Genomic DNA, 24678 nt, shown 5'->3' on the forward strand with positions numbered 1-24678 from the left:
CCTACAAAACCTTTAGCAAATATGCAGAAAGTGCGCTTATTCCACCACTTGCTACTAGGATTCCAATACCAATTAACAACAATCCAGCACACCATTCAATCACACTAAAATACCGCTTGATTCCTTCTAAAAAACTAAAGGCATAACTAATAAGCAATGCACAAAGCAAAAAGGGCAATGTTAAGCCAAGCGTGTAAATCACTAGCAATATAACTCCACCTTGTCCATCTAAACTAGCAAGCGCAATAATACTTGCCAGAATCGGACCCACGCAAGGAGTCCAGCCAAGAGAGAAGCTTGCACCTAATAAAAAAGGCGTTAAAAAGTCTTTTAGAATTCCAAACTCTTCACTAGTGCGCGATACCCCTTGTAATGTCTTTTGATAATTTAAAAATGGAATTCTAAAAACCCCTAGCGTATGTAATCCAAAAAGTATTAATACTCCACCAGCAAAATAGCGCAAATTTGGGCTTAATAAGATTCCTCCATTTAAGATTCTAGCTGCCACAGCACCAAAAGCAATAAATACAAGCCCTAACCCAAGAGTAAAAAACAGCGCACTTCTTAAAATCCTAAAACGCTGCTTTAAATCCAAAACTTCAGTGTCTTTAAGCGATTCTAAGGAAATTTCAGAAATATAAGAAAGATAGATAGGGATAAGTGGAAGCACGCAAGGGCTAAGAAAAGTTAGAATCCCAGCAAGTAGGCTAATTAAATGCGGAGCATTATCAAAAAGCCCAAGCAGTGATTCTTCCATGCAATATTTATCCTAGCAGACTAGGCAACCAAAGAGAAATCTCAGGAATATAAGTAATCAGTCCAAGTCCTACTAATAACACACAAAGCCAAGGAATGATAGAAAGTGTAACATCTTTTAGGCTAAGTCCCGTTAAAGAGCTTGCAACAAAAAGGTTAAGCCCAACAGGCGGTGTTAGCATTCCAAGCTCCATATTTACAATCATCACAATCCCAAAATGAATAGGATCAATCCCAAGTTGCATAGCAATTGGCAAAAGCAAAGGCGTCATAATCATAACCACAGATGATGGCTCCATAAATTGCCCCATAATAAACAAAGCAACATTTACCAAAATCAAAAACATCCACCAACTCATATTCATACTAACAAGATATTCCGCAATCATATGTGGAATGCGTTCTCCAGTTAAGAAGTGTGCAAACACAACAGCAAAACCAATGATAAAGAAAATCATCGCTGTTGTAATTGCTGCGTCTAAAAATACACTATAAAGATCTTTAAGCTTAATATCCTTATAAACAAAAAGTGATACAATAAATGCATACACTGCACTAATTCCAGCAGCTTCAGTGGCAGTAAAAACCCCTGCATAGATTCCACCAATTACAACAAACACAATCAATAATGCCCAAAATGCTTCTTTAAATTTCAGCCACCGCTCTTTAAAGCTTGCAGGTTTTGTAGCTTTAAACCCTAAGCGTATTGCACCAAAATATGCATAAAGCATCATCATTCCGCCAACCAAAAGCCCCGGAATTACACCCGCCATAAAAAGCTTTTCAATAGAAACTTCTGCTGTTACCCCATAAACAATCATTACAACAGAAGGCGGAATCAAAATTCCAAGACTTCCAGCTGATGTAATTGCTCCAACTGAATAACTCTTAGGATACCCTGCTTCTTTTAACGCCATAAACATTACAGAACCAATAGCAACAACTGTCGCTGGGGAACTTCCACTAACTGCTGCAAAAATAATACAAGCTAAAATTGCACTCATAGGCAAGCCACCGGGCAAATGCCCAACGATACTTTTAGCAAAATCCACAATTCTCTGCGCAGAACTTCCTTTGCTCATTAAAGAACCTGCCAAAATAAACATAGGAATTGCCATTAATGCTGGCTTTAAACCATTTAACATAATCTCTGGCACAGCAAAGACATCATAAGAACTAAATAACAACATTGTTAAAACCGCGCTCACCCCTAGCGAAATTGCTACGGGCACGCCAAGCAATAACAATCCAAATAAAACAATTAATAAAAATGCAACACTCATAGAAATCCCTTACTTTTCTAGTCTTTCACAACAGAATCGTGAATCATTTCTTTCTCTGCGCTTTTAACTACCTTATCTGCTGGCATCAAAGAAACCTCATAAATTTTCTCCAAAGAGCGATAAGTTGCGCCCAAAAAAGCAATTGGCAAACACAAAAGAAATACCCACAAAGGAACACTATGCAGTGCTTCACTCATATAACCAATTTCATAATTTAAATAGCAAACCATCAAACTTGCATAAAACATAAATCCCAAAAACACAGAGTTTAAAAGATGTGTTAATAACACACAAGTTTTTGCAAGAGATGGTGGAAATTTCTCAATCAACATTGTTACAGCAATATGCACTCCTTTTCTAAAGCCATAAGCTGCTCCAAAAAATGCCGACCATAAAAAGCAGTATCTTGCCACCTCTTCTGCCCAAGTAAGGGAACCAATTTCTGGATAAAATCCTGCAATATAGCGCACACAAACATTAATCGCTGTAATTACAATTCCAGCCGCTAGCCCGAATACAGCAACGCTCTTGTTCATTGTCGCAATAACCCTATCTAACGCTTGAAAAAAATTCACCAATGCCCCTTACTTAAATTTAATTATTTTGTATTAATTGTTTTTTCAATTAATTCTTTACCCACTAAATCATAAAACTTAGGATAAATCGCAATCATTACATCTTGCCATTGTTGTTTTTGTGCAGCATCCAACTCATACACTTTTGTGCCTGTTTTATCATCAGCTTTTAAGCGATCAAGCAAAACTTTTTCCTCTTTTGCGCTTTCTTCTCTCTCATAAATTGTAGCCTCACGCATTGCAGTTGTAAATTTTTCTTGTAAATCCTGCGGCAAACTATTCCAAAACTTCTCGCTTGCAACAACCAAATATCCTAAATAGCCGTGATTTGAAATAGTAATAGAACTTTGCACTTCATAAAACTTAGAATTATAAAGGTTTGAAAGTGGATTTTCAGCAGCATCTACAACACCAGTTTGTAACGCTGAATACACTTCACCAAATGGTAAAACTTGCGGGATTGCTTTAATTGCCTTTGTTTGCTCCTCTAACACTTTAGAACTCATAATACGCATTTTTTGCCCCTCAGCATCACTAGGAAGAATAATAGGTTTTTTATTTGTGCTAAACTGCTTAAATCCAGCATCCCAATAATCTAACGCAATATAACCTTTAGAGCTAATCACATCTCTTAAGATTTTTCCTACTTCGCCATCCATTACATTATGCAAATGTTCAGTATCGCGAAAAAGAAAAGGGACATCCCACAAATTAAATTCTTTTGCAAAAGGTGTAAATTTAGAAAAGCTTGGTGCTGCAAGCTGCACATTATTACGCTTTAACTCTTGAAATACCTTATCATCATCCACAAGTTGCGCAGAAGGAAAGACATGCACTTTAATTTGCCCATCCGTTAGCTCTTCTACTCTTTTTGCAAAGAAATTTGCTGCCTTTCCTTTTGGTGTATTCTCGCTTACAACATGCGCAAATTTCACTTCATAGACTTTTTTATCACCTGCCGCACCTGCTGTTGTTTCTTTTTGTTCACCACAACCAACCAGCGCAAATGCTGCTAGCACTGAAGCTAAAATAACTTTTTTCATTGTCTTCTCCTTTAGAATTTACTCTAGCATTTAAGAGTTAAGTATTTTACAAATTTTTATTACAAACTTAAGAAAAAAATCAAAAATCCTTTACAATTCTCTTTGCAATCTATAATTTTTAGTATTAAAAATTACTTTTAGTAACAAAATTATTTGTAATTTTTAATTGCCTTATCTAATATCTCTTTTGCTGTGTTTAAATCCTTATATTCTTTGACTTTTACCCATTTATTTGGCTCTAACATTTTATAAGTTTCAAAAAAGTTTTTGATTCTATCTAAAGTGATTTGTGGTAAATCTTCTAAACTCTTAATTCTGTCATATCTTGGATCAATCTTGGAAATAGGCACAGCGATAAGCTTTTCGTCCATTCCACTCTCATCTTCCATAATCAAAACTCCAATCAAACGCGCTTTGATCACACTTCCAGCTTGCAAAGGATATTCATTAATCACAAGCACATCAGCAGGATCTCCATCATCACTTAGTGTATTTGGAACAAAACCATAATTTGCAGGGTAAAACATTGCACTATACATTACTCTATCCACTACAACCGCACCACTATCCTTATCAATCTCATATTTAATATTTGAACCATAAGGAATCTCAATCACAACATTTAACCTCTCTGGGTTACTTCCTACTTCAATTTTACTTAAATCCATTTTTGCTCCTTTAAAATTATTTTTGAGACATTTTATGCATATAATCTGCCACTTCTGCACAAAATTCCTTACCATTATAAATGTTGGAAACGGCAATTTGTGCAGATTCTGTATATTTATGCGTGATAAATACCGTATAAGTTTTTAGGATATAGGACCAAAAACTTTGTTGGAACATAGCACCTCCGCAATCATTCCAAATAATCCCATTGACCCCTTTAGTCCAAGGAAATATTCCCCGATGAAACCAAACTCCACGCTCATTCATAAAAACATATTGTGCCCTCAAGGATAAAAAACGAAGTGTGAAATTTATCAACTCCAAAACTCCAAATCCAAGAAGAATCTTCCAAAAAAATTGAGGAAGAAAATATTTTGCCCCATACACAACAATTATAACAAAAATCAAATGCACTAAAGACATTTTAACATAAGCAACCCAAGAAATTCCATATCTTTTTGACTGGAATCCTCTTCCGTCAATTTCTCCAAATTCCAAATTATCTCCTTTGTTAAATCTTGCCTTTAATAAATGCTTCCATTTCATTTGTGATTTCTTCAATAGTGCGCTCGCCATCAATTTTATGTAAGATTCCTTTTTTGCCATAAAATTCTTGAATTTCTTTTAAAGGCTCTTGAAACACGCGCATACGATTATTAAACACTTCTACATTATCATCTGCCCCCCTTGCACGCCCCAACACTCTATCACAAGCTGTTTTCTCACTAACTTCTACTTCAATCACACTTGCAAGTGTAATATCGTTTTTATCCTGCAAAATCCTATCAAGCTCTATCATCTGCTCCACACTTCTAGGATAACCATCAATTAACACCACATTTTTTGGTGCATTTGAAATCGCATCCACGATTGTTTTTACCACAATCTCCAAAGGCACAAGATTTCCCTTGCTTGTAAAACTATCAATAAGTTTTCCTAGCTCACTTCCACTAGCAACTTCCGCACGCAAAAGCTCACCTGTAGAATAATGCACCATAGAATCGCTATTGTTTTTACTGATAATCTCCGCATCTGTTGTCTTTCCGCTTCCGGGCGCACCAATTACTAAAAATAATTTTTTCATCTTTTCTCCTTACCTTTTAGTTTCTCTAACTCTTATATGCAACTCCCTTAATTGCTCTTCATTTGCCACACTTGGCGCATCTGTTAAAGGACAAGTTGCCTTTTGTGTTTTAGGGAATGCAATCACATCACGGATTGAATGCGCTTTACACAAAAGCATTATAATTCTATCCAATCCAAAGGCTAAACCGCCGTGTGGTGGAGCGCCAAATTGCAAGGCTTCTAAAAGAAAGCTAAATTTATCCTGTGCTTCTTCTTTTGAAATTCCTAACAAATCAAACACGCGACTTTGAATCTCTTGCTTATGGATTCTAATGCTTCCTCCGCCAATTTCAAAACCATTTAAAACCACATCATATGCCACAGAGTTAATCTCCTCTAAATCCTCTACTTCTAAATTGCTAGGCATTGTGAAAGGGTGGTGAAGCGCTGAAATGCTTCCATCATCATTGCGTTCAAACATAGGAAAATCTACAACCCACAAGAATTTATACGCATTTTTATCAATCAAATCCATATCTTGTGCGATTTTTTGACGCAATCTTCCCATATAATCCCACACAATCTTTTTCTCACCCGCTCCAAAGAAAATAATATCTCCAACACTTGCTCCCGCGCGCTCAAGCAAAATTTTTAAGTTTGCTTCACTTATAAATTTTACAAGCGGACCTTTTGCGCCTTCTTCTTTAATTTGAATATAAGCCAAACCTTTTGCACCAAATTTTCTCACAAACTCTTCTGCCTCGCCTAAAGTTTTGCGACTAAAGAATGTATCGCCACCTTTTACACAAAGGGCTTTAAAGCGATTCTTTTTAGGATCTTTTGCAATGGAGGCAAAAATATCATTGCTAGAATCCACAAATAAATCCCCCACTTCAACAAAAGGTAAATCAAAGCGTAAATCTGGCTTATCACTTCCATAAGATTCCATAACTTCTTTATAAGAATAACGCTCAAATGGCGTAGCAATCGTAATCCCACACGCATTAAAAATAGATTTTAAAACTGCCTCTGCCACACCCATTACATCATCAGCATTACAAAAACTCATTTCTAAGTCAATTTGTGTAAATTCCGGCTGTCTATCTAGGCGCAAATCCTCATCTCTAAAGCACTTTGCGATTTGAAAATACCGATCAAATCCACTCACCATCAAAAGTTGCTTAAAGAGTTGCGGAGATTGTGGCAATGCGTAAAACTCCCCGTGATGCACACGACTAGGCACCAAATAATCCCTTGCACCTTCTGGCGTGGCTTTTGTTAAAATTGGAGTTTCAACTTCTAAGAATCCTAAATCGCTAAGCGTATTGCGCGTAGCTTGTGTTACTTTGGAGCGTGTGATAAAAATTTCTTGTAATCTAGGATTTCTTAAATCTAAATAGCGATATTTTAAACGCACATCTTCACCCACGCTCTCATCGCCCACAGCAATAGGTGGCGTTAAGCTTTTATTTTCCACTACCAAAGATTCCACGAGCACTTCAATTTTGCCTGTTTTAAGCTTAGGATTTTCTAGCCCTTCTCCCCTTCTGCGCACCTTTCCTTTTGCAATTAAGACATATTCATCACGCACTTCACTTGCAATTTTATGTGCCTCTTGGCAATCTTTTGGATCAAACACAAGCTGCACCAAACCACTTCTATCACGCAAGTCAATAAACACAACTCCTCCGTGATCGCGGTAAGTATTACACCAACCACATAAACTTACCACTTCTCCAATATTTTGCTCGCCTAAATCCGCGCAATAATGGCTTCTCATCTTTAAAACTCCTAAAATTTTTACAAAACAAGGCGATATTCTAACAAAAAATAGCAGAAGAAAAAATTAAATCCTAGAGCATTGTAGTCTTTTAAGCAATACTCTGTTAAAATATCCGCTTTTATTTGGCTTGAGGCTCAAGCAAACAGCTACTTCTTAACTTTCTTTTCACACTAGCTGTCTTATTTTATCTTTTAGGAGTTTATGATGAAGTTGGCAATTTGGCCGATTCTTGCAGGGATTGCACTTGGAGTCCTAGCACCTGTTTTGGTGTATTTTGGCAATCCGGGCAATATGGGTATGTGTGCAGCGTGCTTTACACGCGATATTGCAGGAGCTTTAAACTTGCATCAAGCAGGCATTGTGCAATACATTCGCCCTGAAGTGATTGGGTTAGTTTTTGGTGCGCTTCTTGCTGCCTTTCTTTTTAAAGAATTTCGCCCGCGTGCAGGTTCAGCACCGATTGTGCGTTTTGCGCTTGGGATCTTTGCGATGATTGGCGCACTTGTATTTTTAGGCTGTCCTTGGAGAATGTGGCTGCGTTTAAGCGCGGGAGATTGGAGTGCCATTGCAGGTGTATTTGGGCTTGTGTTTGGAATCTTAATTGGAGTCTTTTTCTTAAAACGCGGATTCTCTCTTGGGCGTAATCGCCCAGCAAGCAAAATCGTAGGATTTACATTTCCTATCTTTATGTTAGGGCTTTTAGGGCTTTTAACTTGGGGTTTGCTTGATCCAAATGCTCCAGTTAAATTTTCACAAAACGGACCAGGCTCTATGCACGCACCACTTATAATCTCACTCATTGCAGGATTATTCTTGGGTGCCATTTTTCAAAAAAGTCGCTTCTGCATGATTGCAGCGGTGCGTGATACCGTTCTTTTGCGCGATACGCATATTCTACAAGGTGTGATTGCACTTGTAGTTGCGGCATTTTTTACCAATCTTGCGCTAGGCTTATTTAATCCTGGTTTTACAGGACAGCCTATTGCTCATAACGATGCACTTTGGAATTTCTTAGGAATGGCACTTGCAGGAATTGCCTTTACACTTGCTGGAGGTTGCCCAGGAAGACAACTAATCTTAAGCGGCGAGGGTGATGGTGATGCAGGAGTATTTATTATGGGATTGCTTGTTGGAGCAGCTTTTGCACATAACTTTGCTCTTGCAAGCTCCCCAGCTGGAATTAGTGCAAATGCACCTATTGCAGTGATTGCTGGATTTATTTTTTGTTTGCTTGTTGCAGCTTTTGCTAGAGAAAAACGCTAAGGAGAAATTTATGGTAGAACTTGATGTGCGCGGGCTTAGCTGCCCAGAACCTGTGTTAAATCTAAAGCCTTTATTGGAAAAAGGCGAAAGTGTAATTAGGGTGCTCTGCAATTGTGGAGCAAGTAGCGATAATATCCGCCGTTTAGCAGCACAGCACGGCTACAATGTGAAAGCTGAAACTGAAAATGGTGAAGATTTAGAATTTATTTTAAAAAAATAATTTTAGGATTCCATTTTTGGAATCCTGATTTTAGGAGCAAAAATGCAAGATTTCCAAAAATACATTTATTTAGATAATGCAGCGACAACCTTCCCTAAAGCACCGGGTGTTAAAGAAGCTGTTAATGTATTTTTAGAAAACTTGGGGGCAAGCCCAGGTAGAAGCGGGCATACACTATCTATTAAATCAGGAAGGATTCTTTTTCAAACACGCAAGGCTCTAGCAGATCTTCTAGGCTTAAAAGATCCTAAACGCGTTATTTTTACGCTCAATGCAACAATGGCAATCAATACTCTTTTACAAGGTTTTTTAAAGCCTAATGATATTGTTGTTACCACACAAATGGAACACAATGCTATTAAACGCCCATTAAATGCACTTAAAGCCACTCTTGGCATAAAAGTGCGTGAGATCCCTTGCAATAGCACACATACACTAGATTTACAAAGCGCAAAAGAGTTGCTAAAGGGAGCAAAGCTTCTTGCTTGCACACATATTAATAATGTTAGTGGAGCAATGATTCCTATTGAAGAGCTTGCAAAAATCGCTCACACAAATGGCGCAAAAGTCTTGCTAGATGGCGCACAAAGTGTCGGATGCGTGCCTATGCAAGAGATAATGCACCAAGTCGATTTTCTAGCACTTAGCGCGCACAAAGGGCTTCTTTCTCCTATGGGAGTGGGGGCGCTTTTGCTTAGTGATTCCTTTGATTTTAGCGAGCTTTCTCCACTTGTTTTTGGGGGAAGTGGAAGTGCTAGCGAAGAAGAGATGCAGCCTAACTTTTTACCAGATAAATTTGAAAGCGGCACACACAATATGCACGGAATTGCTGGATTAAAAGCGGGTTTAGATTGGATAGCAAAGCAAGATGTAAAGAAAATCCACGCATATGAGCTGCATTTAAGAAATGCTTTAATTACAGGTTTAAGTGGCACGGATAATATTAAAATCTACCATACACAAGGCGATAGCAGTGGAGTGTTATCTATCAATATTACAAACCGCTTGCTTTCAGAAGCGGGAATGCGTTTAAGCAATGAATATGGGATCTGTGTACGCATAGGGCTACACTGCTCACCTTCTAGCCATAAAACTCTAGGAAGCTTCGCAAGCGGTGGCACAATTCGTCTAAGTCCCGGAATTTTTACCACAGAAGATGAGATTGAAACCACAATCCAAGCATTACGCCAAATTGCAAAACATTCACAAGGATAAATTATGGCAAAACCAAACATTGAGGGCTATGTTTTAGTCTATACCACTTCTAGCGCATTTGAAAGTGAAAGTATCTTGCAAAATCTAGGAATCCCTATTAAACTTGTGCCTACACCTAGAGAGTTTTCAAGTGATTGCGGGATTGCCATTTGGTTTCAATGCGAAGATGAAACCGTAATTAAAGATACTTTAGATTCCGCTAACATTGAATATGAAATCGCAAAAAAATGATATAATCACGCCTTTTACACTATGCTTTAAGGCAAAAAATTATGTTTAGAATCTTTTTTCAAATTTTAAGTTTTGCATTACTTTTTATAATGCTTTTTGGAATTGCTAGAATCACGATGGGGACTGCTTTTATCCCTAGTGAGATTATAGAATCTAATCGCAATGATTTTTATAAAATGTTTGCTTTGGGTGCAGTTACAGACTTAAGGCTTATTGCAGCGGCGTTTTTACCTTTGCTACTTTGTGCGTTACTTGCAAGCTTTCCTCCCCTTTTAAATGCTTATGCAATTTTTCATAAAAATTTAGCAAATCTAAATAAAATATATAAAGTTTTTTCAAATTTTTATATAGGTTTATTTTCTTTTATTTCCATAATATTTTGCTTTATAAATTTTTATTATTATCAAATGTATCAAAGTAATATCACAAGCTTTATTTTTGGGCTAAAAGATGATGAAACAAGTGCAATCATTAGCATTATCTTAAAGGATTATCCTGTATTTTTGCTTATCTTTATTGCATTGATTTTTAGTGGATTTTGTGTGTTTTTAAACACAAAAATACTAGCAATTACCCCCCCCCCCCACTTATCAGAAATAAACCCTTAAAGTTCCCTGCACTTTTAGCACTCTTCTTAGTCTTTGCCACCCTTTATGCTCTAGCATTAAGAGGACCCTTTAGACATGTCACAATGAATGTTGAAAACTATCGCTTCTCTAGCATTGAATCCCTAAATGCTATTGCACTAAATCCCATAATGGCGTTTGCTTGGGCGCATAAAAATTACAAAGAAGAATCGCTTGGAGTCTTAGCCCCTGTTGATGAAAAACTTATGGAATCCTTTTTGCCCCATTTTCCACTTTTTTCTAAAACGCCTGAAAATCCGCTTGTAAGGGAGAAAAAGCCCCATATTATGGTAAATCTTATGGAATCTTTTGGAAGTAATATGCTAGCCTTTCACAATGATAACTTAGATTTACTAGGTAACCTACAACCACATATTAAACAAGACTTCTTTTGGGAGAAATTTTTACCTTATGAAAACGGAACTGCACCAAGCCTTTCATTTTTATTTTTTGGCTCTCCTATTAATCTTACAAAATCTAATTACAACAAACACTATCTCCCACACTCTCCTATTGAAACTTACAAGAAGCAAGGTTATAAGGTTGTTTTTCTAACCTCTGGCAACCGCTCTTGGTATGCGATGGGAGATTTTATGCTAACTCAAGGTGTAGATTCCATTGTTGATGAGATTATTTTAAAGAAACTTTATCCAGAATCTATAAAAACTAGCAATTCTTATGGAGTCTTAGATGAGTTTATGTATCGTGCCGCTTTTGAACTCTTAAAAGACGCCACGCAACCCCTTTTAATTTTAGCACTAACCACAAGCAACCACCCACCTTATCCTAATATAGAAAAAACCATTAGCGAAAATGCAATCCCACAAGAGCTACACAATCGCATACGCAAAAACAAAGTCGCCTTAGTAAATACCTATGCTTATGCTAACAATGCTTTTGGAGAGTTTTTAGATTCCATTAAACAAAGCCCATTAAAAGATAAGGTAATCATCGCCGCCACAGGAGATCACAGAGTGCGCGATATAACAAGCAATGCAAGCAAAGAAAAAGCCTTGAGTTTTGGCGTGCCTTTTTATCTTTATGCGCCTAAAAACTACCAGCACAATATCCACTATAACCCTAATTATATCGGCTCGCACAAGGATATTTTTGCCACACTCTTTGCGCTTTCTTTAGATTCTGTGGAGTATTTAAATCTAGGGGGCAAAAATCTCTTAAGTAAAGAGAGTGCAGAAAACTTTGGCTACAATATATCAGTATCTATTGATAATAATGGAATCTATCCTAAAGGCGCAAAAGAGGGCTATGGCTTTGCAAACACGCATAATTTATTAGACGATAATAAAGCGTTTGCTTCCAACAAAAGTGAGTTTATCACACTTTATGAAAAATATTTAGATTATCAATTCCACTATCGGTTGATTAATCTAAAAAACAAAATGAAATTTTAATGAAAAACAATTTAAAAGATTGTGAAGATTAGAGTGGCTCCGGATGTAGGATTCGAACCTACGACCAAGCGGTTAACAGCCGCCTACTCTACCGCTGAGCTAATCCGGAATAAAATTTTAAGAAGCTCGCTTAAAAACGAAGTGTGATTATATAACAATCACTTCTCTATGTCAAGAGATTTTAGAATTTTTAAACTTTAAAATACTACAATTCTAATTTTAAATTTCTATGATAAGGTGATTTATGGGAAGAGCGTTTGAATACCGCAGAGCAAGCAAAGAAAAGCGATGGGATAAGATGTCTAAACTTTTTCCAAAACTAGGCAAGGCAATTAGCATTGCTGTTAAAGAAGGGGGAAGCGGTGATCCTGATATGAATTCTAAGCTTAGAACCGCAATCCTTGCTGCTAAGGCGCAAAATATGCCAAAAGACAATATTGAAGCAGCGATTAAACGCGCACTAGGAAAAGATGGAATCCAAATCACAGAAGTTAATTACGAGATTAAAGCACCGCATGGTGCGCTGTTTTTTGTAGAATGCGCCACAGATAACACAACAAGGACGGTTGCAAACCTAAAGAGTTATGCCAACAAACTTGGCGGACAAATGCTAACAAATAACTCTTTAGAATTTATGTTTTCGCGCAAGGCACATTTTGAGATTAGCAAAGAAGGGATTGCGGATTTAGAAGAGCTAGAGCTAAATCTCATTGATGCAGGATTAGATTCTATGGAAGTAGAAGAGGATATTATCCATATTTATGGGGATTACACAAGTTTTGGAACTTTAGCAAACGCACTAGAAACAATGCAAGCTAGCGTTAAAAAGGCAGCATTAGAGCGTATTGCAACAAATCCTGTGGAGTTTAGCGAAGAACAACTTGTGGATATTGAAAAATTACTTGATAAAATTGAAGATGATGATGATGTGCAGGCGGTTTTTACAAATATTGCGTAACATTATCACGAGATTTTGAACACTTTGCTAACTTTTAAGCAAACTTATTTCAAAATGCTTGCGTAAATTTAAAACAAAGGATTTAACAATGTTAGAAAAATTAACAAAAGATTCTTATCAAAACGCAATTAAAGAAGGCGTATGTATGGTGGCAGTAGGTGCGCCTTGGTGTCCAGATTGTCGCAAAATTGAACCTATTATTGGAATGCTTATGCAAGAATATGGGGAAAAAGTCAAATTCTTTGCTGTAATGGCAGATGAAGAAGAAACTTTAAAAGAAGAACTAGGCGTGCGTAGAATCCCAACGCTGATTTTTTACAAAAACGGCGCAGAAGTTGGCGAACGCTTAGTTGAGCCAAACTCTAAACCCCTAATTGAAAATGCTATCAAAACAGCACTAGAAGCGTGATTTATGCACCCTTTGTGGTGCGTGATTTTACCTTACAAACATTTACTTTTTATATTTTTGTTACAATGCCCCTAAAAATCTCGCATAATACAGAAAAGCTAGAACCAGTCAAAAGACTTGCTGATATTTATCATACATTGCAATTAATGCCAAATACCGCGCACCCTTCCCTATGGTAATAAACACAAACACTTTTATAAAAGAATAACGATACACTCCCAAAGCTAGAGCAAATACATCTCCCAAAATCGGTAAAAAAGTCAAAAGCGCATAAAGGAATCCGTAATTTTGGATTCCAACTTTGTAGCGATAAATTCTCGCTCTCATAGCTTGAAAGCGTGGATTTTTGAAATGTTTCGCACAATACGAATCTCCAAAATATCCGACTCCATAAGTGGTTAATGAACCTAATGTGTTTCCAAGTGTCGCTACAATCCACACCCAAAACCACGCATACTCAAATGCTAAAAAGCCTACCACAAAAGCTTCAGAGCCTAACGGATAGAGACTACTTGCAAGAAAACAGACTAAAAATAGCCCAAAAAGCGATTCCACATTAATTAAGCCTATTAAATTAAACTTGCCATTGCAACTAAAATTCCAAGTGGCGCAATGTAACGAATCACTGCATACCAAGCTTCAAAATAGATTCCTTTTAAATGTCCTTCACTCATTGCATACACGCGTTCTTTTGGTAAAATCCACCCCATATAAACACACATAAACACACCAGCAAGTGGAAGCATAAAAGAACTTGTAATATACACAAACCAATCAAAAAGATTCTTACCAAAAAATGTTAAATCCGCAGAAAATGCTTCCGTATTGCTAAGTAACACAACCACGCCTAGCATATACGCACAAAGCACACTGATTAAATTTGCATTTCTACGCTTCATTGTATATCTCTCAATTAAATAGCTATTTAATGGCTCTAGCATAGAAACTGCCGAAGTAATCCCAGCAAAGATTAAAGCCACAAAAAATAAAAACGCAATCACTTGCCCGCTAATGCCCATATTTGCAAAAATTAACGGCAAAGAAACAAATACAAGTCCAGGACCTTCTGCTGGTTCTGCTCCATAACCAAAAATAAAAGTAAAAATCACAAGCCCAGCAACCAGGCAGAAAAAGAAATTAAGCAAGGCAACAATCACCGCAAAACGCACAAAATTCCCGTGTTTTGGCAATGAATTTGAATAAGTCAAAATCACTCCAACTCCCAAAGATAATGCAAAAAATGCCTGTCCTATCGCCTTTACTACAACTTCTGAATTGATTTTGTTAAAATCAGGTTGGAATAGGAATTTAAAGGCTTCTAAAAATCCATCTTGAAGCATTGCATACCCAAGTAACCCTAGAAAAATAAACAATAACATAGGCATTAAGACTAGATTTAACTTCTCAATCCCAGCTTTCACGCCACGATTTAAGATATAAGCGCACAACACCACAACTAAAAAATGCCACAACATTTGCCATAAAATCTGACTAGATGCGAAATTGCCCCATAAGTTTTTTGTATCTTCTAGTGTCGTTGGCATTCCAAAAAGGCTTAAAAACATATAATGCACAAGCCAACCCAAAACTACCGCATAAAATGCAAAAATCAACACACCAGAAATCATCATAAAGCCGCCATATTTTAAAAAACCTAATCCTTTTGGAGCGAAAGATTCAAAGGTGCTTACTGCATTTTGCCCACTTGCTCTACCAAAAAGCATTTCCACAATAAACACACTCACACCAAAGATTAAAAATGCTAACACAAACACAAGCACAAAGGCAAAGCCACCATTTTGCCCAACCAAATAAGGAAAGCCCCAAATTCCACCAAGCCCAATCGCACTTCCAGCTGTGGAGAGCACAAATCCCATTTTAGAAAATCTTGTCATAATACCGCCTGTTTCAAAGTAAATCTAAGATTATACAAAATTTAAAAAGAAATTCCTATAATATAATTTCAATCATAAGCTAGTAATAAACAAATTCACTAGCTTTTGCCCATCAAATATGGAATCCCATTTCGCGCGCTCCATCAAAATTAGACTTCAATTCACGCTTAATTTCATCTAAAAAACTCTGTGTGCTAAATTCTGGCTTTTTAACACTTGCAATATTATAAGCAGTATTTTTTACAACAAGTGCGATTTGCCCCCCACTTAGATTAAACTCCGCAAGTTTTTTGAGATTAAATTCCTTAGTAAAAGGAGCATTTTTGGGGAGTAGCTTCTCCCACAAGCGCATTCTCTCATCAAAATTTGGTCGCTTAAATTCAATCTTATAATTAAATCTCCTAGAAAACGCCGTATCAAGTGTTTCTAGCAAATTTGTTGTGGCAATTAAGATTCCATCAAATTTTTCAATTTGTTCTAAAAAAATGTTTTGCATTTGATTGTGCATTTTATCCGCCCCACTTCCACTTGTGGTGCGTGTGCTTAAGAATTGATCGGCTTCATCTAGCAACAAAATAGGTGTTTGCTTAGAAGTTGTGCATAACTCTTTATAAGATTCAAAAATCTTACGCACATTTTTTTCACTCTCACCTACATACATTGATAAAATCTTAGAGCAATCAAAACTTAACACAGGCTTTTTAAGTGATTTTGCAAGCGCAAGAGCTGTCATTGTTTTGCCAGTGCCTGCTGCGCCATAAAAAATAATTTTTGCATCAATCCCACGCCTTTTGTCCTTAATCCCCCAGTCTTTTAAGCGTTGCAGCACTTTAGAATCCATTTGCTTAAGTAACACTTCAAGCGTTGCTTTTGTGCTAGGGCTTAGGACAACTTCATTTAAAGTTTCCCTCGGACGAACAAAATCAAAAATATCTTGTTCTTTAACAAGCGATTCTAGACTAATGCGCTCTTTTGCACCTTGTGTTTGGGGATGTGTGATTTTTTTTAGCACACCATCTGGGATAAAAAATGTTCGGCTAACTCCCCCAAAAGGATTTAAAATCTCATCATAATCCACAAGTCCTTTTTCCACCAAACGACTTCTATCGTCTAAAAGGGCGCGATTTTTCATTCTCTCATAATCATTCATACTAACAAGATTTATAAGTGTGCCAAGCTCCCTACCTTCACTCTCTTTTCCTAAATACTCTTCTCTAATAAGCGCCAAAAAAATAACTTTTTCTTGTGGATTTAAGCCATATTCTTTACATAAACTCTCCAAACCCAACTTTTCTTTTGTTAGCTCTAAACGCCCTTGAATCCTATCTTGCAAAAGCTTGTATTTTTGCATTCCTTTTTTTAAAAGTGGCGATGAGTGATTGTCTTTTTTGTGTGGGCTTAAGCTATGTAACAACTCAATACAAGCAAACTGATCCTTTAAATATTCTAAATGATCGCTATAAGGAGCAATTTTAGGAAGTTTTGGGTTAATCCCACCTTCTTCAACGAGTTTTAAAAAACTCGCGCTCAAGGAGATTGTCATATTTAAAAGCTCTAAAAGCAATTCTTCTTGATTCAAAGTTTTTAAAAAAATGTGTTGTGCAATCCAACCTGTATCCAATAAATTTTTAAAAAATGGCAAATATTGTAAAACTTCTATTTCATCTTTTGGTGCAAAAAGCGCGTTAATCACATCAAGACAGACAACTTCGTGTTCGCCCCTTAAAAACTCTCTGCATAAATGGCGCAAAATCAAAGCTTCCTCTTTGCTACACTTTAAAAAAGGATAAATCTTTGCCTTATTAATACTACTTACTCGTAAAAAATCAATCAAATACTGCACGCACTAGCCCCTTCATCATCATAAGGATCAAGGTGTGTTATCACAACCCAATTTCCTTTTAGATTCTGTATTTTACACTCTATGGCATCTGCAATACTATGTGCATCTCTTAACAAAATCTCTGGGCTAAATACCAAATGCACCTCTACAAAATATGTATCTCCACTTTGTCTAGTTTTTAAATCGTGGTAACTTTGTACCTCTTTTGTGGAATCTAAAATAGCTTTTATCTCATCTTGTTTGTCATCATCTAATGCGCGATCCAGCAAAACTAACACCCCTTCTTTTAATAATCCAAATGCAGAATACCCTACATACAGCCCAATTGCAATTCCAAAGAGTGCGTCAATTATGCTAAGTCCTGTTAGCTTCACAATCACAAGCGCTACAAGCACCGCGCCATTACTTAAAATATCCGTTTTATAATGCAACGCATCAGCTTTTATCACTAAATTATTACTTATCTTTGCTACATAACTAAGATACAGCACAAGCAAAGTTGTTAAGATAAAAGAAAAAACCATCACATACAAGGATAAATCAAGGCGTGCCAACTCACTTCCTAACACGATTTTCTTTAGCGATTGATAAAGGATAAAAATCCCAGAAACTAAAATCACACTCCCTTCAATCACTGCGGCAAGTGATTCTATCTTTCCTCTCCCATAATTAAACTTTAAATCTGCTGGTTTTTCCGCCTTTGTGATTGCATAGAGATTAAACAATGAAGCTGATAGATCAAGTAAAGAATCAATAGCACTTGCAAGAATCGCCACAGAACCACTTAAGATTCCAGCGATAAACTTCACACAAATTAGCACACACGCCACAAAGCTTGATACAATTGTAGCCTTACGCTGAATGCTTATCTTTGGCTTTTTAATTTCTGGATGAATTAAACAATTATGCGGTAAATTCTCAAGCATTTTACATCTCAAACAGGGGGCAATAAATAAAGCGGTTGCAAGTTTTCCCCAAAAATACTACTATCAAGCACCCCAGGCAAAGAAAAAGGCAAAATGTGCGGAATCGCGGCAAACTTTTTCACGCAAATTGTCGCATTTTTGACATTTTCACACACAAAATAACAATCCCCATAAGCCTTAATAGGCGAGTTTCCATTAAAGTAAAATGCGTGTGTAGCATAGAGCTTTATTCCCCTTGCTATCTCTAATGTTTTTGCAAAAAGATAGATTAATTTTAACGCCATAAAACTCCCAGGACCCCTTACAAAATACAATGTATCAAACTCAATCCCTTGTTTTTCTAGATCCATAAACTTAGGGACCAAAGCATCACTTAAAGGAGCGTTTAAAACAAAATCTTTATCTAACTTCAAATTTTCATCATACACGCCAATTAAAGCAGGCTCTTTAATACCATTTGGTAAGATTAAAATTTTATGCATTTTGCAAAGCATACTCATAGACTTGTTGCGCTTCTTTGCTTTCTAAAATTTCATAAGCATCACTATTTTCAAAGAGTTTTTTGGTTAGCAAATGATTAAGCTTATGACTTCCTGCATAAGATACATACGCCCCAAGGAGCGGGATTCCAAGCAATGCCATATCGCCAATAGCATCTAAAATCTTATGGCGCACAAACTCTTCTTTATAACGCAAACCATCTTTATTTAAAATGCTAGATTCATCAAGCACAATCGCATTTTCTAGCGAACCACCAAGCGCCAATCCAATAGAACGCAAATATTGCACTTCGTTTAAAAAGCCAAAAGTCCTAGCACGCGCAATTTCTTCTTTATAATTTTTCGTAGAAAAGTTAAATTTATAACTCTGTGTGCCAATCGCTGGGTGTGAAAAATGGATAGAAAAATCAAACACACAAAGCTCACTAGGCTCAAAACGCACAAATTTATCACCATCTTTAACTTCAATAGGAGCTTTAATCTTTAAAATTTTTTTAGTTGCCTTTTGCTTGATTACGCCCGCTTCCTCTAAAAGCATACAATACCCTATGCTACTCCCATCCATTATCGGCACTTCTTCATTATCTAGCACAATTTTAAGGTTATCAATCCCATAAGCGTGGATTGCTGAGAGTAAATGCTCTATGGTTGAAACTTTATGCCCATCTTTTGCAATCACCGTTGCCATTGTTGTATCTACCACACTTTCAGGCTTTAGCGGTATGCTAACGCCCACATCACTCCGATAAAAATGGATTCCACAATTTTCCTCCAAAGGCTCTAATATCATTCTCACAGGAACACCTTTGTGTAAGCCAATCCCTACTAACTCGACTTTTTTTGCTATAGTTTGTTGTCTCATTATAAGCCTTCTACAACAATGGAATCATTTTTTCTATATACTTTATTGCGAGGATATTTTAACAACTCTTTATCTACAATCTCTCCACCAAAAAGCACATTACCCTCACTCACTTCACCTAAAATCATATATTCTCCATCGCAAAACACATTACCACTAATTGTGCCAAAAATTTGTAGATTTCCGCCACTTTGGATATGCGCGCCACTATTAATTCTCCCAAAAATTGTTAAATCCCCCTTTGCAATAATCTCTTCTCCACTCCTAATTGTGCGATTTAGCACAAGAGTGTTTGCTTGCGTTTTGGATTCTATTTTTTTAGATTCTGCTTTAGATTCCACATTTTTAGATTCCAACTTCCCTATATCTTGAGCCTTTGTATCAAGCCCTAAATTCTCTATGCTATTTGCTAAAACAAACCTTAATTGCTTCTGTTTTAAATACTCCAAAAGTTCAGCATAATTATGATTTAAATCAAAAGTAAAAACCAGCAAAAGACTTTGTAAAAGCCCTAAATTTTTATCAATATAAGCAATTATTTCTTGCGCTTCTCCTTCTACAAAAATAAACGCACGAAAATTTTTCTGCCTTGTTTTTACCATTTAAGAACCTTGAATTTGGTTGATAATTGTCTTTGCTTCATTAATTACATCAGTAATATTAAGTTTAATCCAATTTGAATCCATCCACTCCGCATTCCACACTTCATAGCCTTGCACAAGCACACTAAAATGCAAATGATCGCCAAGTGCTAGTCCTGTGTTACCAGTGTTTGCAATTTTTACATTAGATTCTAACACATCTCCCACGCTCACATCAGAAGCTGTTAAATGCGCATATAGAGTAGATAGTCCAAGTCCGTGATACACCACAACACTATTCCCATCAATACCTACAAACTCATTTAGCGTTACAATACCCGGATTACTTAAAATAACAGGGGCTTGCTTAATGCTCGCTAAATCCAATCCCATATGGTTAGACTCACTAACAATCTCTCCTTGATAAGTAAAGCGACGATGATCCCCAAAACTTGCCATTACAGCACCATTTCTTAAAGGTGTAAAGGGTTTAATAGCAAAGTTCTCCACAACAGATTCTATATCAAAACTAGAAGCCACTTTAAATATCCTATCAAAACTCTGTTCTCTCACACTTTCATTAATATAGCGAAAAATATCCACTTTATTTTCAAATTCCCCTAAGCTTTTCTCGCCAATCTCCTCCACAAGCGTTGAGATTTTGCCATCCACAAAGGAATCAGTAAGTGGAATCGTGGAATCTTTGTATTGTTTCTTTTGCTGAAAATAGCCAATAGGCACAATACTAACATTGCCCGCGCTATCTTGTGCGATGATTTTTGGCGTAAAATTCTCGTGTAACTTTGACCAAGCAATTAACGCGATATAAAAGCCCTCCCTATAAAAAGGCTGTGCTTTAAATTCCAAGTTTCCATTAGTAATTACAAGGTTTTCTAAATTTTCATCACTTGCGCGAAAAATCACAAGTGCGCTCCCACCTTGCGTGATTTTATAAGAATTTGCTACCACTGCTAATTGTGGCTTTTTTGTATCAATGGCAATGTTAAATTGCTGTGTTGTTGTATTGCCTTTAAAAAGATTCCATTTGCTTGTATCTGTAACGCTTACTTCAAGAGTAATAAACTTTGTGTTATTTTTAATTCCTGCTGGCTTTTGGATTCCAATACAAAAGCTTTTTATCGGAGTATTTGTAATGAGATTTTGCGCTAGCTGAGAGATATTTGCATTTTTTGCTACACACATTGCATCTTGTGCATTGATTTGTTGTGCTTCAAGTGGAATTCTATTACCATTTTCAATTAATGCGACACTATAACTTTTAATGCCTAGATTATCGCTAATTTCAATAGGAAAAGATTCCTTAAGATTCCACACTGCCTTGTCTTTAATTACAATCTTTGGTGCTTCTTTCTCAAAAGAATCAGAAGTTAAAGCAAAAATCCCCCCACCAATTAAAACTAAAACAACAATCAAACCTAAAATCTTCACAAAACCACTTTTCATTTTTGGATTGCGCATTACTTCCCTTTAATGCAAAATTTACCGCGATTCTAGCCAAAAAGTGCTTATTTAGAAGTAAAAATTAAAACTTCTCTTAAAGATTTTAAGATTCCTTATCCCTTTCTTTACTTTAAATAATATTCTATGCTTTTAAAGCCTGCGTGGATTAAAACTATTTTCTATAAATTTTCAAGATTAGGAAGTGAAGGTTGCTCTCCTTTTATTTTTGGCTTTTCAGTGGAAATTTGCTCTTTCCACTTTTTTAAAGATCCAATAATAAACTTTACATTTCTTTTGGTAATAATCTTAAAATCTTTACTCTTATCGCTTTTGTTAAATTCCATAATGACTTGTTCATCTAGCTTTGCAATTGACATTTTCATAGCAATCAATTCTCTATTCAAATTAAACTTCTCATCATCAAAAATTGTTTCATCATACATTACCGCTCTTTTAATCCCATAATCTTTGGCTTTACCCATTGCATGTCTTGAGCCACTATCTTTTTTCTTGTCCCTCTTAGAATCCTTTTCACTATAACTTGCCGTCAAAATCACCATATCACTAAAGAGCGCCTGCAGCCTATCCCTTTTTATATATCTATTGATATACTCAAACTTATTTTCTGCTTCCTTATAATATTCACTGATTAAAAGCCCATTTTTATTCCTTACTATCTCACTTGCTAACTCTCTATTTTCTTTTGGCAATATATTATCTAGCGTGCTAGGCAATATAGCAATTGTGCAATTTTGATCAGAAACACTCTTATGCGCTATAGTATCACAACCAAGCGCAAGACCACTTATGATAGTAGCATCATACTTTAAAATTTCCCCAAGAATCTCTTTTTCTAGTTGCTTAATTTCTTCAGTTGGTTCCAAAATGCCTATAACGGCGATATTAAAATTGTTTTTTGATAATAATTTTAAATCCCCTTCATAAGCCAAAAATACAGGTAAATCGTTCTTATTTTCAATTCTCTCAAAACGACATTCAGGAAAATCCTCGTCTCCAAAAGCAGTGTATCTTATGCCTTCTTTACTATTATCCAACAAGTTCCCAATCTCTTCCATTTCATTATTAAAATCAAATTTCTTAATCTCCTCAATCTTCTTGTTTAATTTGTTAATCTCCTCAATCTTCTTGTTTAATTTGTTAATCTCCTCAATCTTCTTGTTTAATTTGTTAATCTCTTCTTCCTTAAACTTCTCAATCTCCTTGCTTAATTTTTCAGTTGTCATATCATTTTTATAGCGTTCCCTAATCCAAGATGATTTTATCCCCGGAAACCTAAGAGCGATTAAGACATTTAAAACATTTCGGCTATATTTTCCATTTTCTTCACTAAAACAATATTTCATCTCAATCCTTTTGTCGTGTCTTTGCTAGAGCATAAAACTCAACTCTTTTGGAGCCACAATCCAAAAGTGCCTGTAAACAGTCCTCGTCAACACCTACAAACTTATTGCCATGATGATGTGTATAAATATCATCAACAAGCAACACATTCCTTCCTTTAATTCCTTCTTCAAATATATCACAGGTGTCCTTAGTAATTCCAGGATAAGGATCTAGCCCTCCATCGGATTTAGAAAAATGCGTTGTACGAGTTTCTCTTATGCGCTTAATATAATCTGTTCCATCAATGATACTACCCCCATAATCACGCTCTTGAATATGCCCAATAACATACTGAATAAAATCCTTAAAATGTGTGGATTTGTATGGCTTGGATCTTGGCACAACACAAACAACAAAATTCTCTTTATTCCTTTTGTATTCGCAGCAAAAATGCGTTAAACAATTCAATACATAGCCATATCCTTTGTTGCGGGCTTTTACAATCACATCACTATCAAAGCCATATTTCGAATTATCATCCTTAAAATCCACAATCCAGTCTGGATTCTCAGGATTATGTAGATTTGTATATTGCAGACTATGGTAAGCTTTGATATCTTGCTTTAAAAATTCACATGCCTTGATTATAAAAGAATTAAAATTTTTCTCATTCTCATTCATCAACAAATTCTCCTTTTAGATTTAATTTGAATTTCATTACTAAAATCATCACCGATTTGAATAATCCTATCCTTTGTAATACCAGCACATAAAGCATTTTCCACTTGCAATTTTTCATTTTCAAAAACAAGCATATCTTTTGCATTTAATTGTAGAAATTCTATGCAATTTAAAAATTTATTTCCGTATTCATTATAAAAAGTGTGAGAAAAATATTTTTCGATACGATGATATTCTAGTAACAATTTAGCCCTATTTCTAGAAGCATTAGTTAGTAAAATAATCTGATTTTTTTGGTAAAACTGAAGAACAATATCAAAAAGATTATGATTCAAAAATGTATATTCTAAATATTTAAAATAACTAGAGTCCTTAAGATTCTTAATTTCTTTAAGTTTTAAATCACTAAATAAGGCAATTTTTTCTAAATCTTTTAAAGTAATTCTTTTAATTCTATTTATAGAAGGGGGGGGGGGGCGATTTTATCACTTTTTCAATAGCATCGTAATAAGCTAAATTGTTTGCTCTATCTGTTTGCAATAATGTACCATCTAAGTCAAAAACCAAAACATCAGTTTTAATAATCTCAAGACTATATTTCACTTCTTCAACCCTCTTGCAAACTTTTAAACCAAACTAAACAAACTTAAATAGAATAAACAAAGCAAATGCAGAATCCAACACAATCTTATTACACTCTCATCTCCGCACCGTCCTACTTTACCACTCCTGAAAGGAGCAGTATCATCAGCGAAGAAGAGCTTAACTTCTAGGTTCGGAATGGAGCTAGGTGGAACCTCTTCTCTATTAGCACGAAGATGACAATGTAATACTCATAAATAATACTAAGCCTATATAAGCTTTATCCCTTTAAAGCATAACCTAAGTAACTTTACTAACACTTTAGCAAAGATTTTAAAAGAATCTAGGTTTAATATTTAAATTATGATACTAAGCCTATATAAGTTAATTTGATTAAATACTTTAAAAGAAAAGTAAAATCAACCAAATAAGTCTTTAATCATTTAACTCTTTAAAGTTTCAATTTTTAAAGCTTGAATTCTTTAGAAGCTTTTA

General features: G+C 35.9%; 28 protein-coding genes, 1 tRNA gene and 1 rRNA gene. 8 read left to right on the forward strand and 22 right to left on the reverse strand.

What is annotated here, in order from left to right:
* Position 1: 1 nt before the first annotated feature.
* The 8 genes from IP358_RS07095 to aspS all read right to left on the reverse strand — a co-directional run bounded on the left by IP358_RS07095 (position 2) and on the right by aspS (position 7171).
* On the reverse strand, positions 2–757 hold the full coding sequence (locus tag IP358_RS07095; protein ID WP_006802892.1) for a cytochrome c biogenesis CcdA family protein: 756 nt from the start codon (positions 755–757) through the stop codon (positions 2–4).
* A gap of 7 nt (positions 758–764) precedes the next feature.
* On the reverse strand, positions 765–2039 hold the full coding sequence (locus IP358_RS07100) for a TRAP transporter large permease (RefSeq protein ID WP_006802893.1): 1275 nt from the start codon (positions 2037–2039) through the stop codon (positions 765–767).
* Positions 2040–2056: 17 nt separating this feature from the next.
* Positions 2057–2575: a TRAP transporter small permease gene (locus IP358_RS07105; protein ID WP_083781394.1), complete on the reverse strand. Its 519-nt coding sequence runs from the start codon at positions 2573–2575 to the stop codon at positions 2057–2059.
* Between the two features lie 62 nt (positions 2576–2637).
* Complete coding sequence (locus tag IP358_RS07110) at positions 2638–3657, reverse strand: DctP family TRAP transporter solute-binding subunit (protein ID WP_040498592.1); 1020 nt, start codon at positions 3655–3657, stop codon at positions 2638–2640.
* A 149-nt stretch (positions 3658–3806) separates the two neighbouring features.
* Complete coding sequence (ppa, locus tag IP358_RS07115) at positions 3807–4325, reverse strand: inorganic diphosphatase (protein WP_040498594.1); 519 nt, start codon at positions 4323–4325, stop codon at positions 3807–3809.
* 16 nt (positions 4326–4341) lie between these two features.
* Positions 4342–4824 carry a hypothetical protein gene (locus tag IP358_RS07120; protein WP_050754817.1) on the reverse strand — a complete coding sequence of 161 codons (483 nt, stop codon included), beginning with the start codon at positions 4822–4824 and terminating at the stop codon, positions 4342–4344.
* Between the two features lie 13 nt (positions 4825–4837).
* Positions 4838–5410 (reverse strand): adenylate kinase, encoded by a 573-nt coding sequence (locus tag IP358_RS07125; protein ID WP_006802898.1) that lies wholly within the window; start codon positions 5408–5410, stop codon positions 4838–4840.
* Positions 5411–5419: 9 nt separating this feature from the next.
* Positions 5420–7171: an aspartate--tRNA ligase gene (aspS, locus tag IP358_RS07130; RefSeq protein ID WP_006802899.1), complete on the reverse strand. Its 1752-nt coding sequence runs from the start codon at positions 7169–7171 to the stop codon at positions 5420–5422.
* Between the two features lie 207 nt (positions 7172–7378).
* Here aspS and yedE point away from each other — a divergent pair, with 207 nt between their 5' ends.
* The 6 genes from yedE to IP358_RS07160 all read left to right on the forward strand — a co-directional run bounded on the left by yedE (position 7379) and on the right by IP358_RS07160 (position 12141).
* Positions 7379–8437, forward strand: coding sequence for a YedE family putative selenium transporter (gene yedE, locus IP358_RS07135; RefSeq protein ID WP_180322714.1), 1059 nt, complete (start codon positions 7379–7381; stop codon positions 8435–8437).
* A 10-nt stretch (positions 8438–8447) separates the two neighbouring features.
* Positions 8448–8657 carry a sulfurtransferase TusA family protein gene (locus IP358_RS07140; protein WP_006802901.1) on the forward strand — a complete coding sequence of 70 codons (210 nt, stop codon included), beginning with the start codon at positions 8448–8450 and terminating at the stop codon, positions 8655–8657.
* 42 nt (positions 8658–8699) lie between these two features.
* Positions 8700–9872, forward strand: a complete 1173-nt coding sequence (locus IP358_RS07145) for an aminotransferase class V-fold PLP-dependent enzyme (protein WP_006802902.1) — start codon at positions 8700–8702, stop codon at positions 9870–9872.
* Between the two features lie 3 nt (positions 9873–9875).
* A complete protein-coding gene (locus tag IP358_RS07150; RefSeq protein ID WP_006802903.1) occupies positions 9876–10103 on the forward strand; it encodes a DUF3343 domain-containing protein in 228 nt (75 codons plus the stop codon).
* A 41-nt stretch (positions 10104–10144) separates the two neighbouring features.
* Entirely contained in the window at positions 10145–10711 is a 567-nt protein-coding gene (locus IP358_RS07155) for a hypothetical protein (protein WP_101342459.1), read from the forward strand.
* 83 nt (positions 10712–10794) lie between these two features.
* Positions 10795–12141, forward strand: a complete 1347-nt coding sequence (locus IP358_RS07160; protein WP_050754819.1) for an LTA synthase family protein — start codon at positions 10795–10797, stop codon at positions 12139–12141.
* 34 nt (positions 12142–12175) lie between these two features.
* Here the strand turns inward: IP358_RS07160 and IP358_RS07165 are convergent.
* Positions 12176–12250 (reverse strand) — tRNA-Asn (locus tag IP358_RS07165).
* A 135-nt stretch (positions 12251–12385) separates the two neighbouring features.
* Here IP358_RS07165 and IP358_RS07170 point away from each other — a divergent pair.
* Both IP358_RS07170 and IP358_RS07175 read left to right on the forward strand, forming a co-directional pair.
* Positions 12386–13099, forward strand: coding sequence for a YebC/PmpR family DNA-binding transcriptional regulator (locus IP358_RS07170; protein ID WP_006802905.1), 714 nt, complete (start codon positions 12386–12388; stop codon positions 13097–13099).
* Between the two features lie 88 nt (positions 13100–13187).
* Positions 13188–13508, forward strand: a complete 321-nt coding sequence (locus tag IP358_RS07175) for a thioredoxin family protein (protein ID WP_006802906.1) — start codon at positions 13188–13190, stop codon at positions 13506–13508.
* Positions 13509–13616: 108 nt separating this feature from the next.
* Here IP358_RS07175 and IP358_RS07180 read toward each other — a convergent pair whose 3' ends face one another.
* From IP358_RS07180 to rrf, 13 genes are all read right to left on the reverse strand, one after another.
* Positions 13617–14063, reverse strand: coding sequence for a YqaA family protein (locus IP358_RS07180; RefSeq protein WP_006802908.1), 447 nt, complete (start codon positions 14061–14063; stop codon positions 13617–13619).
* A 14-nt stretch (positions 14064–14077) separates the two neighbouring features.
* Positions 14078–15403, reverse strand: a complete 1326-nt coding sequence (locus IP358_RS07185; protein WP_006802909.1) for a sodium-dependent transporter — start codon at positions 15401–15403, stop codon at positions 14078–14080.
* A gap of 112 nt (positions 15404–15515) precedes the next feature.
* Positions 15516–17246, reverse strand: a complete 1731-nt coding sequence (locus tag IP358_RS07190; RefSeq protein ID WP_006802910.1) for an ATP-binding protein — start codon at positions 17244–17246, stop codon at positions 15516–15518.
* Positions 17234–18172, reverse strand: a complete 939-nt coding sequence (locus IP358_RS07195; RefSeq protein ID WP_006802911.1) for a cation diffusion facilitator family transporter — start codon at positions 18170–18172, stop codon at positions 17234–17236. Before IP358_RS07195 ends, IP358_RS07190 begins: the two co-directional genes overlap by 13 nt.
* A gap of 8 nt (positions 18173–18180) precedes the next feature.
* Positions 18181–18654 carry a hypothetical protein gene (locus IP358_RS07200; protein WP_101312890.1) on the reverse strand — a complete coding sequence of 158 codons (474 nt, stop codon included), beginning with the start codon at positions 18652–18654 and terminating at the stop codon, positions 18181–18183.
* Positions 18647–19534 (reverse strand): UDP-3-O-acyl-N-acetylglucosamine deacetylase, encoded by an 888-nt coding sequence (gene lpxC / locus IP358_RS07205; protein ID WP_006802913.1) that lies wholly within the window; start codon positions 19532–19534, stop codon positions 18647–18649. Before lpxC ends, IP358_RS07200 begins: the two co-directional genes overlap by 8 nt.
* Positions 19534–20136 (reverse strand): septum site-determining protein MinC, encoded by a 603-nt coding sequence (locus IP358_RS07210; protein WP_006802914.1) that lies wholly within the window; start codon positions 20134–20136, stop codon positions 19534–19536. The genes lpxC and IP358_RS07210 overlap by 1 nt, the downstream gene beginning before the upstream one ends.
* Positions 20137–21594, reverse strand: a complete 1458-nt coding sequence (locus IP358_RS07215; protein WP_040498596.1) for a M23 family metallopeptidase — start codon at positions 21592–21594, stop codon at positions 20137–20139.
* A gap of 161 nt (positions 21595–21755) precedes the next feature.
* The gene (locus tag IP358_RS07220; protein WP_050754820.1) at positions 21756–22940 is read right to left on the reverse strand and encodes a DNA-processing protein DprA; all 1185 of its coding nucleotides are present in this window, start codon (positions 22938–22940) and stop codon (positions 21756–21758) included.
* Position 22941: 1 nt separating this feature from the next.
* The gene (locus tag IP358_RS07225; protein WP_006802917.1) at positions 22942–23601 is read right to left on the reverse strand and encodes a hypothetical protein; all 660 of its coding nucleotides are present in this window, start codon (positions 23599–23601) and stop codon (positions 22942–22944) included.
* Positions 23601–23846 carry a hypothetical protein gene (locus IP358_RS07230; RefSeq protein WP_143440576.1) on the reverse strand — a complete coding sequence of 82 codons (246 nt, stop codon included), beginning with the start codon at positions 23844–23846 and terminating at the stop codon, positions 23601–23603. The genes IP358_RS07225 and IP358_RS07230 overlap by 1 nt, the downstream gene beginning before the upstream one ends.
* A gap of 208 nt (positions 23847–24054) precedes the next feature.
* On the reverse strand, positions 24055–24204 hold the full coding sequence (locus IP358_RS07235) for a hypothetical protein (RefSeq protein WP_180322713.1): 150 nt from the start codon (positions 24202–24204) through the stop codon (positions 24055–24057).
* Between the two features lie 99 nt (positions 24205–24303).
* Positions 24304–24419 (reverse strand): 5S ribosomal RNA (gene rrf, locus IP358_RS07240).
* Between the last annotated feature and the right edge of the window lie 259 nt (positions 24420–24678).

The organism is Helicobacter winghamensis ATCC BAA-430, assembly GCF_028751035.1.
GTDB classification, from domain to species: domain Bacteria; phylum Campylobacterota; class Campylobacteria; order Campylobacterales; family Helicobacteraceae; genus Helicobacter_D; species Helicobacter_D winghamensis.

Excerpts from the sequence above, each read along its gene's own strand:
- IP358_RS07200 (WP_101312890.1), bottom strand. The coding sequence starts at position 18,654 with ATGCATAAAATTTTAATCTTACCAAATGGTATTAAAGAGCCTGCTTTA.
- IP358_RS07150 (WP_006802903.1), top strand. The coding sequence starts at position 9,876 with ATGGCAAAACCAAACATTGAGGGCTATGTTTTAGTCTATACCACTTCT.
- IP358_RS07145 (WP_006802902.1), top strand. The coding sequence starts at position 8,700 with ATGCAAGATTTCCAAAAATACATTTATTTAGATAATGCAGCGACAACC.
- IP358_RS07110 (WP_040498592.1), bottom strand. The coding sequence starts at position 3,657 with ATGAAAAAAGTTATTTTAGCTTCAGTGCTAGCAGCATTTGCGCTGGTT.
- aspS (WP_006802899.1), bottom strand. The coding sequence starts at position 7,171 with ATGAGAAGCCATTATTGCGCGGATTTAGGCGAGCAAAATATTGGAGAA.
- IP358_RS07225 (WP_006802917.1), bottom strand. The coding sequence starts at position 23,601 with ATGAATGAGAATGAGAAAAATTTTAATTCTTTTATAATCAAGGCATGT.
- IP358_RS07160 (WP_050754819.1), top strand. The coding sequence starts at position 10,795 with ATGAATGTTGAAAACTATCGCTTCTCTAGCATTGAATCCCTAAATGCT.
- IP358_RS07170 (WP_006802905.1), top strand. The coding sequence starts at position 12,386 with ATGGGAAGAGCGTTTGAATACCGCAGAGCAAGCAAAGAAAAGCGATGG.
- IP358_RS07185 (WP_006802909.1), bottom strand. The coding sequence starts at position 15,403 with ATGACAAGATTTTCTAAAATGGGATTTGTGCTCTCCACAGCTGGAAGT.
- IP358_RS07195 (WP_006802911.1), bottom strand. The coding sequence starts at position 18,172 with ATGCTTGAGAATTTACCGCATAATTGTTTAATTCATCCAGAAATTAAA.
- IP358_RS07175 (WP_006802906.1), top strand. The coding sequence starts at position 13,188 with ATGTTAGAAAAATTAACAAAAGATTCTTATCAAAACGCAATTAAAGAA.
- IP358_RS07105 (WP_083781394.1), bottom strand. The coding sequence starts at position 2,575 with ATGAACAAGAGCGTTGCTGTATTCGGGCTAGCGGCTGGAATTGTAATT.
- IP358_RS07125 (WP_006802898.1), bottom strand. The coding sequence starts at position 5,410 with ATGAAAAAATTATTTTTAGTAATTGGTGCGCCCGGAAGCGGAAAGACA.
- IP358_RS07155 (WP_101342459.1), top strand. The coding sequence starts at position 10,145 with ATGTTTAGAATCTTTTTTCAAATTTTAAGTTTTGCATTACTTTTTATA.
- IP358_RS07210 (WP_006802914.1), bottom strand. The coding sequence starts at position 20,136 with ATGGTAAAAACAAGGCAGAAAAATTTTCGTGCGTTTATTTTTGTAGAA.
- yedE (WP_180322714.1), top strand. The coding sequence starts at position 7,379 with ATGAAGTTGGCAATTTGGCCGATTCTTGCAGGGATTGCACTTGGAGTC.
- IP358_RS07095 (WP_006802892.1), bottom strand. The coding sequence starts at position 757 with ATGGAAGAATCACTGCTTGGGCTTTTTGATAATGCTCCGCATTTAATT.
- IP358_RS07140 (WP_006802901.1), top strand. The coding sequence starts at position 8,448 with ATGGTAGAACTTGATGTGCGCGGGCTTAGCTGCCCAGAACCTGTGTTA.
- lpxC (WP_006802913.1), bottom strand. The coding sequence starts at position 19,534 with ATGAGACAACAAACTATAGCAAAAAAAGTCGAGTTAGTAGGGATTGGC.
- IP358_RS07100 (WP_006802893.1), bottom strand. The coding sequence starts at position 2,039 with ATGAGTGTTGCATTTTTATTAATTGTTTTATTTGGATTGTTATTGCTT.
- IP358_RS07215 (WP_040498596.1), bottom strand. The coding sequence starts at position 21,594 with ATGCGCAATCCAAAAATGAAAAGTGGTTTTGTGAAGATTTTAGGTTTG.
- IP358_RS07220 (WP_050754820.1), bottom strand. The coding sequence starts at position 22,940 with ATGAAATATTGTTTTAGTGAAGAAAATGGAAAATATAGCCGAAATGTT.
- ppa (WP_040498594.1), bottom strand. The coding sequence starts at position 4,325 with ATGGATTTAAGTAAAATTGAAGTAGGAAGTAACCCAGAGAGGTTAAAT.